The following is a 15012-nucleotide window of genomic DNA, read 5'->3' on the forward strand; positions in this document are numbered from 1 at the left end:
GTGTTTCACAGCGGCAGTGTTGACTCACCACGCAGCTGTGGGACGATTCCCCCATCGAGTCGGGTGCGCAAGGTTATTCCGCTGTACATCCCAACATCAGTATAGTGACAGCAGTCCGTCGGAACACCGGTTGACGGGCTGGAAAACAGGACAATCATGCAAGATACGGCGAAATATCTGATACATGCCGACATCACGGCGGCGGGAGTCGTCGAGCGGAGCGACGTCGTCGGCGCGGTGTTCGGCCAGACGGAGGGACTACTCGGCGACGAACTGGACCTGCGGGACTTGCAGGACTCGAAGAAGGTCGGCCGCATCGACGTGGAAATACGCTCCGAAGGTGGACAGTCCTTTGGCGAAATAACCGTCGCAAGCGGCCTCGATAGGGTCGAGACCGCGATTCTCGCCGCGGCACTGGAGACCATCGAACAGGTGGGACCGTGTCGGGCCGAGATAGAGGTCTCCGAAATCGAGGACGTGCGTAGCGCCAAGCGGCGCGAGGTCGTCGAGCGCGCGACGGAACTGCTGAACGACTTCGAGGAGAAGTCCATCCAGACCGCGGACATCGTCGAGACGGTCAGACAGCAGGTCCGGGTCGCCGACGTGACCGACTACGAGGGGCTCCCGGCCGGACCGCGCGTGGCCGACTCCGACGCAATCGTCGTCGTCGAGGGCCGCTCGGACGTGATGCAACTGTTGAAGTACGGCATCAAAAACGCCGTGGCGGTCGAGGGCACGGACGTCCCCGACGCCATCGCAGACCTGACAGCTGGCCGCACGGTGACCTCGTTCCTCGATGGCGACCGTGGCGGCGACCTCATCCTGAAGGAACTCGCGCAGGTCGGCGACGTGGACTACGTCGCGGTCACGCCCACCGGCAAGTCCGTCGAGGACCTCTCGCGTAGCGAGGTGATGGCGGCGCTCCGGGACAAGGTGCCCTACGAGACGGTCGCAAGCGCACAGAGCCTCGACACCATCCGCGAGGAGATGTCCCAGACAGGAGAATCGACGACCGCTGATGGCGGTGCCGTGGCGACTGCGATGTCGGACGACACCGCTGACACCCAGCCAACACCCAGCACACAGGCTGGGTCGGCACAGGCCGAAACAGCCGACGAGGCGACGGCGGCGTCCGACGAGTCGGATACGGCCCCTCCGGCGGCCGACGCGACCGACGAGGATGCCACCGACAACCCGGCCATCCCGTCGCTCTCAGACCACATCGAGGCTGTCATCCAGAACCACAGCGGGACGGCCAGACTGCTCGACGAGGACGCGACGCTGCTCGCGGAGGGCGAGACCGACGATGTCGTCTCGTTGCTTGCGTCGGCCGAGACTGTTCCCAGGACGGTCGTCGTCGACGGCGACTGCACGCAGAAGCTCCTCGACGTCGCCGCCCAGTGCGGCGTCGATGTTGTCGTCGCCGCCGGCCACGGTGAGTACGTCAAACAGCCGACGGCCGTGCAGGTCCGTATCGAGGGTTAGAGGTCCCGAACGAGCAACACGCCGTCGCCGTCGTCGTAGTGGCCGGGGAGTTCGTCGGCGACCGAGAACCCGAACCCGTCGTAGAAGCCGCGCGCTTGCTCGTCGTCCGTGCGCGCGGTGAGTCTAACTGTTTCGAACTCACGAGTCCGGAGCCTGTCCAGTAGCCCGTCCATCAGTGCCGTCCCGAGGCCCTGTCCCTGTTTGCCGGGGGCGATAGCGAACTCCGCCAGATACGCGACTGGCGGGTCCGGTACGACCAGCGCGTAGCCGAGCGGTTCACCGATGTCGAGCACCAGCACGAGCGGCGGACCGTCGATTCCGACACCGAGTAGTTCCGGCCACGGCTCGTCAAGCGTGTTTGTCTGGATCGCCCGGAGCCGGGCTTCGTCTTCAGGGCGGGCCTCACGGATCATAAGAGGCCGACGACCAACACGACGCCGACTCCGGCTAATGCGGCCGCCAGGGTCGCGAGCATGTTGACACCCTGATTGCCGACGACTGACCCCTCGACGGTCGCACCCAGCAGGCTGTCGACGGTCATGCCGACCAGCCCACAGAGGAGGATAACACCGCTGCCGACCGTGGTGATGTCCTGTGTGAGTGCGGCGATGCCGGCGATGATACCCGCGCCGACAGCCCCAGCAGCTACGCCTTGCCAGGTCACACCCCCGTCAGTACCCGGCTCGACGGGTTTGAGCGTCGTGATGAGTCGCGGGTTGTCGTAGAGCCCGCCGAACTCGCTAGAGAACGTATCGGTCATTGCCGCGGCGACGGCCCCGGCAAAGGCATAGAAGAACAGCAGCGGGTCGACGGTGATGTGGCTCGGGCTCGCCGCCGCGGCGACGACGGCAAAGAGCGCGACGATGGAGTTCGCCAGCACGTTCCCGCTCCCGCGTGCCCCCTCGTTTTCCTCGGCGATGCCTCGTTCCAGTTTCTCGTCGTAGCGGTACTTCGTCGAGAGGCCGCCGAGCCCGAAGAAGGTTATCAGCATGGCGAACCAGCCGAAACCGCCGAGCACGATGGTCAAAAAGGAGAGGAGGACGCCGGTGAGCATTCCGGGGAGCGACGCGGTGTCGAGCGCGTAGGAGAGGTAGCCAAGCAGTACTGTTACGGCGAGTGCGATGACGACGCGTCGTGTCGTCACTGACGGGTCGAGTTCGAAAAACAGCCACAGCAGCAGTCCCACGGTGAGTATCACCAGCGGGTCGTCCCGTTCGAACAGGACCGAGCGAAGCAGGGCGGCGACGAACGCACCGCTGGCGGCAAGAAACAGCACGAGCGGGAGGTCGACGGCGGCCGCTCCCTCACCGACGGCGGCCTGAATCCGCGTTCCGAGCACCTGCCCCGCGACGCCGGCGACGAAGCCGACGAGGACGAAGCCCGCGGTTGCGACCACTTCGTCGGAGCGGACGGTGTATGCGAGCCGCTGGCCGAGGTTGCCGTAGGCGACGATGACGACGACGCCGACGAACATCGGCACCGGCAGACTGAATCGGACGGCAAGTAGCGCGAGGCCGGCGGCGGCAAGCGAGAAGGCTGCCAGCCCGTACAGTTTCCCGTCCTCGTAGTCACCGGGGCGCGCGAACAGGTCGAACAGCCGCGAGTCCTGCCCGATGACCGTCACGCCGAGCGCGGCGACGAGGACGAAGGGGGCGATAGCGGCGACAGTCGCGAGTTCGAGCGAGCGAAAGCCCGTTGCGGCCGGAACGGCGACCGCGAGGGTCCCCACGGCGGCGAACGCACCTGCCCGACGGACTGTGCCAGTCACGTCCCACCGGTATCCCCGAGAGGCACTTACCCTTTCCGAACTGTCGAAGGGACCGTGGGATTTACTGGGGCTGTCAGCATACCGGCGGACGTGGGACTATACGACCGATATCTCGCAACGCGTGTTCGGCGCAGCGACGCCGACCTGCCCGAAACGGTCGCGCTGGTGATTACAGAGCGAGACCTGCTGGGTGACGGTGCATATCGGACCCTGGAGCGGTTTTTCGACTGGGCTGTTCAGTACGGCACTGACACCGTCGTCGTCTACGTGAGCGTCCTCGACGAGGAGGCGATTCCGACGCTGCAGCGTGAGCTCGAAAATGTCACCGCGCCACGGGAGATAGCGGTCAGAGTACCGGACGACGAGACGACGGCCGACGCCCCGATTCAGATTTCAATCGGACTCGGCGGGCAGTCGGAGTTCGCGACGGCCGTCCAGAAACTCGCGGAAGACGTCGATGCGGGCTCACTCGACCCGGACGACATAGACGAGGCCGCGGTCGAGGAGCACCTCGTCTTCCCGACCGACCCGGATCTGGTCATCAAGACCGGGGCCGAACGGCTCTCCGATTTCATGATTTGGCAGTCCGTCTATTCGGAACTGTACTTTACCGACGTGAACTGGCAGAACTTCCGGCAGCGGGATTACTTGCGGGCGCTGCGGGATTATCAGGAGCGACAGCGGCGGTTCGGGCGGTAATCAGTCCGCGAGGTCGTACTCTTCGTCGAGTTGCTCGCGTTCGGTACTCGGGAGCGCGTCCCTGAACCGTCCGAGCATCCGTTTGGCTGTCGGCAGTTCCGATTGCTCGATAGCACGAACCAGTGCCAGCGACCGCTCGGCACGGGTCGTCCGCCAGGACTGTTCGCGGTTCTGGTACGTCCGGATCGCTCGCAGGAAGTCGACTTTCCGGAACTCGGGCCAGTAAGGGGTACAGAAGAACGTGGCGGCCTCGTTGCCGTTGGCGTGCCACGGCAGGAAATTCGAGGTGCGTTCGTCGCCGCCGGTCCGGACGATGAGGTCGACGTCGCGGGTCGGCCCCTCGTAGAGCCGCGCTTCGATAGTCTCCGCGGAGACGTCCGTCGGATCGAGGGCCCCGTCCTCGACGGCAGTGGCGACGTCCCGGGCCGCACCGAGCAGTTCGGCCCGGCCGCCGTAGGCCAGCGCGACGTTGAGATTGAGCTGGTCGTACTGGGCGGTTCGTCCCTCCGCGTAGTCGATGGCGTCACGAACCCGCTCGGGGAGCATCTCTGTCTCGCCGATGGCGCGGATACACACGCCTGCCTCGTGGACCCGGTCAGCGTCGGCAAACGTCCGGAGCTTCTGTTCGACGAGGTCGAAGATGTGTTCGCGTTCCTCGGGGTCGCGATCGAAGTTCTCCGTCGAGAACGCGTACAGGGTCACTTCACGAATGTCGAGTTCGTCACACCAGTTCAGGAGCGCCTCCGTCGTTTCAGCCCCTTCTGTGTGGCCCTTTTGCTTCTTCGTCCCTTGTTTCTCGGCGTAACGGCGGTTCCCGTCCTGAATGACAGCGACGTGGTCGGGCGTCCCGGATAGTTCCCACTGGAGCAATCGCTCGTAGGCCGCATATCCCAGTCGCTTCCCCCTCGATAGCATCGTTGTAATCATTTCAACCACTCAATAAGGGCTTTGTGGAAGGGACTGGGTACAGTTATTTCCTGCCTAATATGGTGAAATATATGCGCATAGTTTTAATATACCCCGGCTTAACGTTCAAATTGCAATGGCGACCGGTACGGTAGACTTCTTCAACGACACAGGCGGTTACGGTTTCATCGATACCGAAGACTCCGACGAGGATGTCTTCTTCCACATGGAGGACATCGACGGTCCTGACCTCGAGGAGGGGCAAGAAGTGGAATTCGAGATCGAGCAGGCCGACAAAGGCCCGCGCGCGAAAAACCTCACGCGGCTGTAACCATGGCGACAGGCACTGTAGACTTCTTCAACGATACGGGTGGCTACGGTTTCATCGAAACCGACGATGCCGACGAAGACGTGTTCTTCCACATGGAAGACGTCGGCGGCCCGGACCTCGAAGAAGGGCAAGAAGTCGAATTCGAGATCGAACAGGCAGACAAAGGCCCGCGGGCGAAGAACCTCACGCGGCTGTAGGCGAGAGCGACTCGCTTTTCGATGAGGAGTGTTGCTCGATGGAGCGGCGCGTTCCGGTAGCGCGTGTCTTCTCATCGCTATCTCCGCGCCGTCTCACGGCCCGAATATCTTCGGGTAGAGCCGACCAGCGCTCGGAATCCGAAGTGTCTTAGGGACAGGGCCGCCGACCGCATGGTATGAGCGAGGCCGACGCACTCGACGAGGACCTCTACCGCCGGACCAAACAACTACTCGAGCCGGGCGAGATTCAACTCAACGGCGCTGTCGTCCACACGGAGTACGACGGCAGTGACGAGATAGAGATGATGCAGGCCACCATCGAGGTCGGTGAAATCATCGCCGAGGGCGCGGGGCTGGACCCGACGGACACGTTCGTCTACTCCGGTAGCGACGACCCCGAGTTCGCCTCGAACCAGCATCAGGGCCTCACGCTGGACGACGAAGAGTTCGTCTGGGAGTGCCAGCAGCTCCTGCGCAACGGCTCCTTCGACTTAGTCTTCTACTACGAGGCGAGCGCCGACCACGACGGGATTCTCAAAGCTATCGAGGACGCCGGCTACGCTGTCACCGGGGTCGAAGGCGAGTAGCTACGTTAGTCGCTGGTCACCAGCCGTTCCTGGCAGTTGTGACAGTAGGTGTAGTCAGGGCCGTTCGCTGCGCCACAGATACGGCAGTTTGTTGCTTCGACGGCGGCCTGTTCGAAGTAGGCGTTGAGCTGGCCGGTGTCGCGACCGTTGGGCTGGCCGCTGAACTGCTCGACAAGCGTGTCGTGTGCGGCGTAGTCCATGAGCCGGAACATGAGAACGAACCACAGCGGCACCCCTATCAAGACGAACAGGTAGACCAGCAGCCGGACCGTCAGTTCGGCTGTCGAGATTACCACATCCGGGGTAGGGACGCAAGGAGGTAAAACGCTCCGGCGACCCGGGCGTGCGGGCTGCATTCGCCCGCCTGTCCCGGACTGCTTTTATTCGCAGAACCCCCAGATAGCGCTATGAGCGAAGACCTCGGAACAGTAGACCGGGCCGTGCTGAACGCCTTTCAGGGGGGGTTCCCGGTCGTCGAACGGCCGTTCGAGCCGGCCGCGTCGGCGCTTACCGACCACGGTGTCGACATCGACGCGGACGAACTGTTGACGCGCGTACAGGACCTCGACGACGCGGGCGTGCTCACGCGGTTCGGGGCACTCATCAACGCCGAAGCGATTGGCGGCACTGCCACGCTCGTCGCGACCCACGCCCCCGAGGAGAGCTATGACGACCATGCCGAAATTATAAACGCGTACCCGGAGGTCGCGCACAATTACGAGCGGGCACATCCGCATCTGAACATGTGGTTCGTGGTCTCGGTGGCTGAAGAAGGACGTGTCGAGGAAGTCCTGGCCGACATCGAGGCTGAAACCGGCGAGGAGACGTACAATCTCCCGAAACAGCAGGAGTTCCACGTCGGCGCGAAATTCCCCGTCGAGGGTCCACAGACGCAGGCAGTCGACTGTTCGGACTTAGGGCCGGATGTGACACCGACTGACAGCCAGTCTCTCACCGCCGACGAACTTGATCTCGTGCTTGAAATTCAAGATGGCCTCCCAGTCACTGCCACACCGTACGCCGACGTGGCCGACGAGATCGGCGCCGATGTCGACTGGGTACTGGAGACGCTACAGCGGTTCAACATGGAAGGAAAGGTCCGCCGCGTCGGCGTCATCCCGAACCACTACGCGCTCGGCTACAGTGAGAACGGGATGACCGTCTGGGACGTGCCCGACGCGGTCATCAACGAAGTGGGACCGGCCATCGCCGAGTTCGACTTTGTGACCCACTGCTACGAACGGCCGCGCCACGACGGCGTCTGGCCGTACAACTTCTTCGCGATGACCCACGGGCGAAGTGAAGCGGAGAGCCAGGAGCGCATCCAGCAGGTCCGCGACCGAATGGCCGACCACTGGGACGTGACCGAGGACGACTGGGACACGCTGTTCTCGACTCGCATCCTGAAAAAGACAGGTATCAGGCTGGACGAACGAGCGCGACAGAACACCGAGACCGCGTGAACGTACGCATCTCGGACTGGAGTGTCGAATCAGGGAGCCCTAACCGATGATTCCGCTCATGCACGATTTTGAGGGTGAGACGGTACTCGTCGTTGGCGGCGGTCCGGTCGGCGCGCGCAAGGCCCGAACGTTCGCCGCGGAGGCGAGCGTCGTCGTCCTCAGTCCCGAGTTCGATGATCGCGCGTTCGCGGACGCGGAAAAAGTCCGGGCCGCACCGACCCCGGAGGACGCCATGGACTGGGTCAAGCGGACCGACCCGGCGCTGGTCGTCGCCGCGACGGACGACCCGGACCTGAACGACGCCTTCAGCACTGCCGCCAATGACCACGGCGCACTCGTCAACCGCGCTGACGACCACGGTGACCAGTCGTTTGGCAATGTCGTCGTACCGGCCACGGTACGGGACGACCCGGTGACGCTCGCGATTGCAACCGGCGGGCGCGCACCAGCGCTATCGAAGTACCTTCGCGAGGAGTTCGAAGACGAGTTCGGAAACGCTGGTCTGATGGCGGAACTCGTCGGCGACCTCCGTGAGGACCTGCGCGAGCGAGGGGTCCCGCCGGCCAAACGGCGTGACGCCGTTAGGTTCGTTGTCAGGTCACGGGAAGTTTGGAAGGCTTTAGATAGTGGCAGGTCCAAGGGTGAGCAAGTAGCTAGAGACGTGACCGGAGAGTTACCTGGTGATCAAACGTGAGAGGGGACACTGGTGCAATCGTTGGGGTCTGTATCTCCCATGAACGCGCAAGCGTCGACCAATTAGAGACTGCTGCGGCGGACAGCGAGCGCCACGCCGTCGAATCCCTGCTCGCGAATCCCGCAGTGGAAGAAGCGATTGCGCTGCAGACGTGTAACCGTACCGAGGGGTACGTTGTCGTCTCTGATCACGAGGATGGGCTCGACGCGCTCGAACTGTTTACCCGAGCCGTGCCCGACGAAGTTGTCGTCGAGATGGGTCACGAGGAGAGTCTCCGTCACTTGCTCCGGGTGGCCGCCGGGCTCGAATCGATTGTGCTGGGCGAGGACCAGATCCTCGGCCAGCTCCGGACCGCCTACGAGACCGCCCGCGGCGTCGGCGGCATCGGCCCGATGCTGGAAGACGGCATCACGAAAGCGATTCACGTCGGCGAGCGCGCCCGCACGGAGACAAAAATCAACGAGGGCGTCGTCTCGATTGCCTCCGCCGCGGTGCGTCTTCTCAAACAGGAGAGTTCGCTGTCAGACGAGACAGCGCTCGTCGTCGGGGCTGGCGAGATGGGCCAACTCGCTGCCGATGCACTCAGCGAGGAGGTAGACCGGCTGCTCGTGGCCAACCGGACGGTCCCACACGCCGAGCACGTCGCCGAATCGGTCGACATCGACGCCAGTGCGGTGGCGCTCGACGGCATCGAGGCGGCGGTCTCCGAGGCCAGTGCGGTCATTTCGGCGACGGGAAGCGGCGATCAGGTGTTCGATATCGGGACTTTCAGCGATGCCGGCGAGGTGTCAATTGTCGATATCGCACAACCGCGCGACGTTCCGGCCGGCGCGGACCGCCTCCCGTCGGTGACGGTGTACGACCTCGACGCGCTGGAGTCGGTGACCGCCGAAACGCGGAACAAGCGACAGCGAGCCGCCGAAGCGGTCGAGCGTATCGTCGACGAGGAGTTCGACCGGCTGCTCACGCAGTACAAGCGCAAGCGCGCAGACAGGGTCATCTCGACGATGTACGAGAGCGCCGAACAGGTCAAAGCCGCAGAAATAAACAGCGCACTTTCCGCGGCTGACTTCGACGAGGACCAGGCAGAAGTCATCGAAGCGATGGCCGACGCTATCGTCTCGCAGATTCTCGCCGCACCGACCAAGAGCCTGCGCGACGCCGCGGAGGAGGACGACTGGTCGACAATTCACACGGCGCTGGAGCTGTTCGACCCGGACTTCGGCGGCCCCGACCAGGCTACCCAGCCCGAATTCACCCAGGGTATGTCGGTCGAAGACATCCCGGACGGCATGCGCGACGACATCCCGAACGCGGTGCTCGACCGCCTCTCCGACGACTGACCACGCCCACCTTTTTGCCCACGCCGTCCGACGTGGTCGATATGGCAGACCTGCTCTCTGACGAAGAGATTAGCGACCGACTACCGAAAGAGTGGACCCGGGAAGGCGACGAGATCGTCCGCGTCTTCGAGTTCAACGGCTATCTCGACGCGTCGGGCTTTCTGAGCGCTGCGGCTGGCATCGCTGAGGACGCGTGGCATCACCCGGAGATGACCATCCGCTGGGGCGAGGTCGAAGTTCGACTCACGACCCACGACGCCGGTGGCATCACCGAGAACGACATTGATCTCGCCGAGCGCTTGAACGGCATCCACGACTGACAGTGTGACCGTGGACACGACTGACAGACTCGCTGCCCTCCAGCCGACTGCGCCCGACGGCGCGACCGCGCGGTACGTTTTCCGGGTAGAGGTCCGACTGGAGCCAGCCGCAGATGGGTTGTGGACCGACCCTGACCGGTTCGAGACGACGCTGTACCGGGCGGCTGACGACCCGGGGACAAGCGGCTGGCTGTTCTTCCGGGACACGCTCTGGCGGGGTGAAATCGCTGACGAACCGCACTTCCGCCGGCTCGTCGCAGACGAACTCGGCTGTCAGGTCGTTTCGGCGTCGTTCAGTGAACTCAGGACTGACGAGGCGTATTTCGACGCGCTGAAAGCCGAGATTGCGGACGACCTGTCGCTGTTCAATGCCGACTCGGTCAGCGACGTGACCAACAAGTACCTCGGTAGCTCGATCCGGGTGACGTGAAACGAGCCGCCGCTGCGTAGTCAATGGCTACAGAGCAGTTATACGCAATAAAACCGGTCGTAGGGCCCGAAAGACTTTATTAGAGAGTCTCCAAATGATGTATCCTCATGACCACCGACTACGACTTCTGGCTGTTTGATCTCGACGGGACGCTCGTCGACATCGAGCCAGCCTACCCTCGGAAGGTGATGGGTGCTGTCGGCGACCGCCTCGGCGTCGAGTTCACCGACCGCGAACGGGATGCACTCTGGTACGGATTCGGTGGGACACGGTCACGGACGCTTGCAGAGCGCGGCGTCGACCAGCAGGAGTTCTGGCGGCTGTTCCACGAGGAGGAAGACCCCGTCGCTCGGGCGGAGGCGACGTATCTCTACGACGACGCCGAGGCGTTCCTCGCAACCCTCGATACACCGGTCGGACTGGTCACACACTGCCAGCAGTACCTCACCGAACCGGTGCTTGACCATCTCGACATCGCCGACTGGTTCGAAACAGTCGTCTGCTGTGACGACGATATCGGCTGGAAGCCCGACCCGAAACCGGTCGAACTGGCGATGCGGGAGCTGGGTGTCTGGTACAACGGCCACAGCGGCGTGCTGGCAGGGGACAATCCGTCAGACATCGGTGCGGCGTGGAACGCAGGCCTTGATGGCGTCCACGTTGGTCGGCGGTCCCCGGCGGAGACGGGACGGTGCGTGCGCGGCGACAGACGCGTCGCCACGTTGCTCGATCTGGCGTCGTCTCAGGGCAGGTAGTCCCAGTCCTCGACGGTGACGGCCGTTCCGGCATCGATACCGGCCTCGTCCGCGGGCACGGACACCCAGCCATCAGCCCGGGTCGCTGTCGCGAGGTCAACACCGGGCAGCGGCGTTGCCGTCCCGTCGCTTACGGCGACCGGAGTAAACGTCTCGATGCCGGTCTGACTGTCGACGTGCGCTGCGAGCGTCGCTCGTGTCTCTGGATGGGCGGGCAGTGGGGCGTGGGCGAACGTCTTCAGGAGTGGACGAACGAGCTGGACAGCGCCGACGCGGGCCGCGCCTGCCGACTCCGGCAGCAGTACTACCGGTCGGTTCTCGACGACGGCTAGTCCGGCCCGACGGCCGGGGTCGATCGCGAGGCGGTCCGCAAGCACCTCGCCGAGTTCGGCGACGATTTCTCGGAGCGTATCACCCGGCTCCGTTCCGGTAACGACGATCATATCACGGGTAAGGTCGCGCTGGACGGCCATCCGGAGCGCCGGCGCGTCGTCGGCGATTGGGTCCCGGTAGGTCACCTTCCCGCCCCACCGGTCGACGTACTGAGCAAGCGTGAACCCCGCCGTCTCGACCTTGCTGGCCGTGCTGGCATCCGGTCGGAGTTCGTCACCGGTTGGTATGATTCCGGCCTGCGGTCGCTGGCGGACGAGCAGTTCGGAGACGCCGGTTGCCCGCAGCAGCCCCACGTCGCCGGGCCGTACCTGATGGCCCTGTTCGAAGACAGTATCGTCGACCGAGATATCTGCCTCCTCGACAGGCTCGTTCGCTGTCGTATCTGTCGCCAGAATGCGTCCGACGGCGACGGAGAGCGGAATTCTGTCCGTCCGGTCGATGGGTCCGGCAACACTGCCGATTCGGCGGCGGGCGGTCTCCAGCGAGAGCGACGCAGCATCCGACGACGAGGGGCCAGCCATACCCGTACTAGCAGCCGCTCTATCAAAAGTACCCTGCGTAGTGGCGCTGTCGCGATGCGGTGCCGGTTCAGCCACCGCGGCGACGCTGCTTTGTGCTGGCTGCCGCGTGTGGCGACGTTGCTCTCAGCCGGCTGCCGCGCCCTAGCCGTCGGTCGGCATAACTGGGAACATTTTTTTCAGCCGGGTCCGGCATCGACGTATGGTCCTCCCGCAACTGGTTGCCACCGTCTTCTTGCTCATCGGTAGCGTCGTCCTCTTCCGCGGCGGCCAGGAACTCCAAACGGTGTTTCACATCCTCCGGAACGATCCGGTCCCGGTGCGCTCGCTCGATGGCCACACCGGCCCCGTCGAAATCACCGGTACGGCTGTCGCCCACGAGGAGGGCGAGACCGTTACGGCCCCCTTCACCGGCAGCGAGTGTCTGGCATACACCTACGAGGTCGAGGAGTACCGGTCGTCCGGGAAACACTCACACTGGGAGACGCTGGACGAGGGACAGAACGGCGTCGACTTCGTCGTCGACGACGGGAACGCCCGCGTCCGAGTGAACCCCGATGGAGCGGACGTGCGGTTCGAGTCTCAGTCAGTGACGGTGTCTCCCGGAACTGAACTCCCCGAGCGCTTGGCCGACTACGTCGAGCGAACGGAGGGCGTCGAGGCGCAGGACGGCTCCGTGAACCTGCTCGTGACGGAGATCAGCCTGGGGAACAAACAGCGCTTTACCGAGCGCCGACTGGACGTTGGGGAGGACGTGTACGTCTACGGCCAGGCGATGCGCGGCCCCGCCACAGAATGGGGGAGCAATCTGGTCGACGCTGTTGTCGGGAACGGCAACGCGACGCCGGTATTCGTTATCTCCGACACCAGCGAGCGTGGTACTGCCCGACGGATTGTTCGGGGCAGTATCGCCGAAGTCGCGTTCGGACTTGTCGCAGTCCTCATCGGCGCTGCCGTCCTCCTCTCCGTCCTCCTGTAGTAGCGAAGACCGTCGGGTTTACCACAGCCTACCACCTAGACGAGCGTATGTCTGCCCTGCGTGAAGCGCTTCGGGACCTTCCCGATGCCGTGTTCGCGGACGTGCTCGAATCCGAGGACGAATACCTGCTCGTGCTCGACCTGCCGGGTGTGACCGCGGATACAATCGACGTGACCGTTGAAGGGGGCCGCCTTCGCATCGACGGGCAACGGACCAAGGATGTGCCCGGAGAGTTCACCTTCGTCCGCGAGGACCGCTCTGTCTTCCTCGATGCCGAACTCCCGCTCCCGCCGGACACGACCGGTCAGGGCGGAGAGGGAACCGTGGAAAACGGCGTCCTCGAACTCCGCCTGCCGAAGGCAACAGCCGCACCGAGTACGACGATTCCGATCGACGGGGACTGACTCAGAGGTGGCAATCCGGTGAACCTTCGCGCGTACTGGCGGTTCCTCGTCGTCGCTCGTCACTTCCTGCCCCTGTTGGTCGCGTACGCACGAGACCGAAAACGGTTCTTCGTGATCGGCTCATCGCGCCGCGTCACGTCCGAACAGCGTCGCAAACGAGCACAGCAACTACTGGACTCGCTGTTGACGCTCGGCCCGACCTTTATCAAACTCGGCCAGATCCTCTCGACGCGGCCGGATGTTTTGCCACCGGAGTACATCGAGGAGTTCTCGAAGCTACAGGACCGCGTGCCACCGGCTAACTGGGACGAGGCGCGGGTCGTCCTCGAAGACGAACTCGGCCCTGTCGACGACCGCTTCGACGAGTTCGAGACGGAGGCGATAAGCGGCGCGTCGCTCGGGCAGGTGTACCTGGCGGAGGTCGACGGCGAGAAGGTCGCGGTCAAGATTCGCCGCCCCGGCATTGAGGCGCTGGTCGAGGCTGACCTGCGGGTCGTCCGCTGGTCGCTGCCGCTGTTGATGTATTTCATCGACGACTCCCGGTCGTTCTCGCTGGAGACGCTCGCCGACGAGTTCTCGAAGACCATCCGCGAGGAGATGGACTACCAGCGCGAGGGGCGGATGCTCACCGAAATCCGGGAGAACTTCCGGGACAACGACCGCATCTGCATCCCCAAGGTCAAGGAGTCCCACTCCACCCAGCGGGTTCTGACGATGGAGTACGTCCCCGGCACGAAAATAAACGACATCGACAGCCTCGATGCGGGCGGTATCGACCGGACGGAGCTGGCTGAGACGCTCCAGCGGGCGTACCTCCAGATGATTATCGACGACGGCGTGTTCCACGCCGACCCCCACCCGGGGAACCTCGCGGTCCAGGACGACGGGACGCTGGTCTTCTACGACTTCGGGATGTCCGGCCGGGTCGACCCGTTCGTCCAGGACAAGATAATCGACTTCTACGCCGCCGTCGCCGACCAGGACATCGACGCCATCCTCGACGCCCTCATCGAGATGGGGACGCTCTCGCCGGAGGCCGACCGGCAAGTGATGGGCGATGTGATGGAACTGGCCATCGCCGACGCTCGCGGCGAGGATATCGAGCAGTACCGCGTCCAGCAGATCATCCAGCAGGTCGAGGACACGATCTACGAGTTTCCGCTCCGACTGCCGGCGAACCTGGCGCTCGTATTGCGCGTCGCCACAGTCGTCGAAGGCGTCTGTGTCACCCTCGATGAGGACTTCGACTTCATCGGCGTCGCCACCGACTACCTGCGCGAGGAGGGGTACATCGCCGAGGGCGTGCGGAACTTCGTCGAGGACCGCGCAACCGAAGTGTCCGATGCCGCCCGGTCGGCCGTCCGGATCCCGCCGAAACTGGAGTCCGCCCTCGACAGGGTCGAGCGTGAGGACTTCCGCGTGCAGGCCGACATTGAGGACTCCGATGGGCTGCTCGCGACGATGACCAAGCGGCTCATCCTCGGGATGTTGCTCGCGAGCACACTGTTCTCGACGGCGTTTCTCTACACGCAGGCGTCGCTGCCGGCCACCGGGGTCGGCATCGCTGGAACCGTCGGTCTCTCTCTGGCGCTGTGGTGGTCGTTCCGTACGAAGAAGGCCGTCCGCGCCAAGCCGCAGTTCACGCGACAGAGTATGCGCGAGCAAGACCGGGAGAGTCCGGGCGGACTCAACACCTCTTTCGGCGAGGACACCGACGACGCCTACAGCGGCGACTGAACG

19 protein-coding genes are annotated in these 15012 nt (G+C 64.1%); 14 read left to right on the forward strand and 5 right to left on the reverse strand.

Annotated elements, in window-relative coordinates; translation table 11 throughout:
* Positions 1–156 precede the first annotated feature (156 nt).
* Positions 157–1485, forward strand: a complete 1329-nt coding sequence (gene dnaG, locus D3D01_RS06535; RefSeq protein WP_101350674.1) for a DNA primase DnaG — start codon at positions 157–159, stop codon at positions 1483–1485.
* On the opposite strand, the gene D3D01_RS06540 is transcribed toward dnaG, so the two are convergent.
* Together D3D01_RS06540 and D3D01_RS06545 are read right to left on the reverse strand one after the other, a co-directional pair.
* The gene (locus D3D01_RS06540) at positions 1482–1898 is read right to left on the reverse strand and encodes an N-acetyltransferase (protein ID WP_121511641.1); all 417 of its coding nucleotides are present in this window, start codon (positions 1896–1898) and stop codon (positions 1482–1484) included. The two genes, dnaG and D3D01_RS06540, sit on opposite strands and share 4 nt — an antisense overlap.
* A complete protein-coding gene (locus tag D3D01_RS06545; protein ID WP_121511642.1) occupies positions 1895–3253 on the reverse strand; it encodes a DUF92 domain-containing protein in 1359 nt (452 codons plus the stop codon). Before D3D01_RS06545 ends, D3D01_RS06540 begins: the two co-directional genes overlap by 4 nt.
* Before the next feature lie 90 nt (positions 3254–3343).
* Here D3D01_RS06545 and D3D01_RS06550 point away from each other — a divergent pair, with 90 nt between their 5' ends.
* A complete protein-coding gene (locus D3D01_RS06550; RefSeq protein ID WP_101350671.1) occupies positions 3344–3952 on the forward strand; it encodes an undecaprenyl diphosphate synthase family protein in 609 nt (202 codons plus the stop codon).
* Here D3D01_RS06550 and uppS read toward each other — a convergent pair whose 3' ends face one another.
* Positions 3953–4879, reverse strand: a complete 927-nt coding sequence (gene uppS, locus D3D01_RS06555) for a polyprenyl diphosphate synthase (RefSeq protein WP_121511643.1) — start codon at positions 4877–4879, stop codon at positions 3953–3955. It lies immediately after the preceding gene.
* A 115-nt stretch (positions 4880–4994) separates the two neighbouring features.
* Here uppS and D3D01_RS06560 point away from each other — a divergent pair, with 115 nt between their 5' ends.
* The 3 genes from D3D01_RS06560 to D3D01_RS06570 all read left to right on the forward strand — a co-directional run bounded on the left by D3D01_RS06560 (position 4995) and on the right by D3D01_RS06570 (position 5973).
* On the forward strand, positions 4995–5189 hold the full coding sequence (locus D3D01_RS06560) for a cold-shock protein (RefSeq protein WP_004517065.1): 195 nt from the start codon (positions 4995–4997) through the stop codon (positions 5187–5189).
* Positions 5190–5191: 2 nt separating this feature from the next.
* The gene (locus D3D01_RS06565) at positions 5192–5386 is read left to right on the forward strand and encodes a cold-shock protein (RefSeq protein ID WP_004517064.1); all 195 of its coding nucleotides are present in this window, start codon (positions 5192–5194) and stop codon (positions 5384–5386) included.
* Between the two features lie 176 nt (positions 5387–5562).
* Positions 5563–5973, forward strand: coding sequence for a DUF5778 family protein (locus D3D01_RS06570; protein WP_121511644.1), 411 nt, complete (start codon positions 5563–5565; stop codon positions 5971–5973).
* 5 nt (positions 5974–5978) lie between these two features.
* Here D3D01_RS06570 and D3D01_RS06575 read toward each other — a convergent pair whose 3' ends face one another.
* On the reverse strand, positions 5979–6269 hold the full coding sequence (locus D3D01_RS06575; RefSeq protein ID WP_101350668.1) for a hypothetical protein: 291 nt from the start codon (positions 6267–6269) through the stop codon (positions 5979–5981).
* A 111-nt stretch (positions 6270–6380) separates the two neighbouring features.
* Here D3D01_RS06575 and D3D01_RS06580 point away from each other — a divergent pair, with 111 nt between their 5' ends.
* The 6 genes from D3D01_RS06580 (at position 6381) to D3D01_RS06605 (ending at position 10978) form a co-directional block, all read left to right on the forward strand.
* On the forward strand, positions 6381–7436 hold the full coding sequence (locus tag D3D01_RS06580) for an Lrp/AsnC family transcriptional regulator (protein ID WP_121511645.1): 1056 nt from the start codon (positions 6381–6383) through the stop codon (positions 7434–7436).
* 46 nt (positions 7437–7482) lie between these two features.
* Positions 7483–8130, forward strand: a complete 648-nt coding sequence (locus tag D3D01_RS06585; protein WP_121511646.1) for a bifunctional precorrin-2 dehydrogenase/sirohydrochlorin ferrochelatase — start codon at positions 7483–7485, stop codon at positions 8128–8130.
* Positions 8127–9473: a glutamyl-tRNA reductase gene (gene hemA, locus D3D01_RS06590; RefSeq protein WP_121511647.1), complete on the forward strand. Its 1347-nt coding sequence runs from the start codon at positions 8127–8129 to the stop codon at positions 9471–9473. Before D3D01_RS06585 ends, hemA begins: the two co-directional genes overlap by 4 nt.
* 41 nt (positions 9474–9514) lie before the next feature.
* Positions 9515–9793, forward strand: coding sequence for a 4a-hydroxytetrahydrobiopterin dehydratase (locus D3D01_RS06595; RefSeq protein ID WP_101350664.1), 279 nt, complete (start codon positions 9515–9517; stop codon positions 9791–9793).
* Between the two features lie 10 nt (positions 9794–9803).
* A complete protein-coding gene (gene lwrS / locus D3D01_RS06600) occupies positions 9804–10223 on the forward strand; it encodes an LWR-salt protein (protein WP_101351465.1) in 420 nt (139 codons plus the stop codon).
* Between the two features lie 107 nt (positions 10224–10330).
* Positions 10331–10978 (forward strand): HAD family hydrolase, encoded by a 648-nt coding sequence (locus D3D01_RS06605; RefSeq protein ID WP_101350663.1) that lies wholly within the window; start codon positions 10331–10333, stop codon positions 10976–10978.
* On the opposite strand, the gene D3D01_RS06610 is transcribed toward D3D01_RS06605, so the two are convergent.
* Entirely contained in the window at positions 10966–11892 is a 927-nt protein-coding gene (locus D3D01_RS06610; RefSeq protein WP_121511648.1) for a molybdopterin-binding protein, read from the reverse strand. The genes D3D01_RS06605 and D3D01_RS06610 overlap by 13 nt on opposite strands.
* A 199-nt stretch (positions 11893–12091) precedes the next feature.
* Here D3D01_RS06610 and D3D01_RS06615 point away from each other — a divergent pair, with 199 nt between their 5' ends.
* The 3 genes from D3D01_RS06615 to D3D01_RS06625 are packed head-to-tail and all read left to right on the forward strand — an operon-like array spanning position 12092 to position 15009.
* Positions 12092–12868 (forward strand): GIDE domain-containing protein, encoded by a 777-nt coding sequence (locus D3D01_RS06615; protein WP_121511649.1) that lies wholly within the window; start codon positions 12092–12094, stop codon positions 12866–12868.
* A 47-nt stretch (positions 12869–12915) separates the two neighbouring features.
* Positions 12916–13272 (forward strand): Hsp20/alpha crystallin family protein, encoded by a 357-nt coding sequence (locus D3D01_RS06620; RefSeq protein WP_101350660.1) that lies wholly within the window; start codon positions 12916–12918, stop codon positions 13270–13272.
* Between the two features lie 18 nt (positions 13273–13290).
* Positions 13291–15009: an AarF/ABC1/UbiB kinase family protein gene (locus D3D01_RS06625; RefSeq protein WP_121511650.1), complete on the forward strand. Its 1719-nt coding sequence runs from the start codon at positions 13291–13293 to the stop codon at positions 15007–15009.
* The last annotated feature ends 3 nt before the right edge of the window (positions 15010–15012 follow it).

Origin of the sequence: Haloarcula sp. Atlit-7R, from assembly GCF_003666065.1 — an archaeon.
Lineage (GTDB): Archaea > Halobacteriota > Halobacteria > Halobacteriales > Haloarculaceae > Haloarcula > Haloarcula taiwanensis.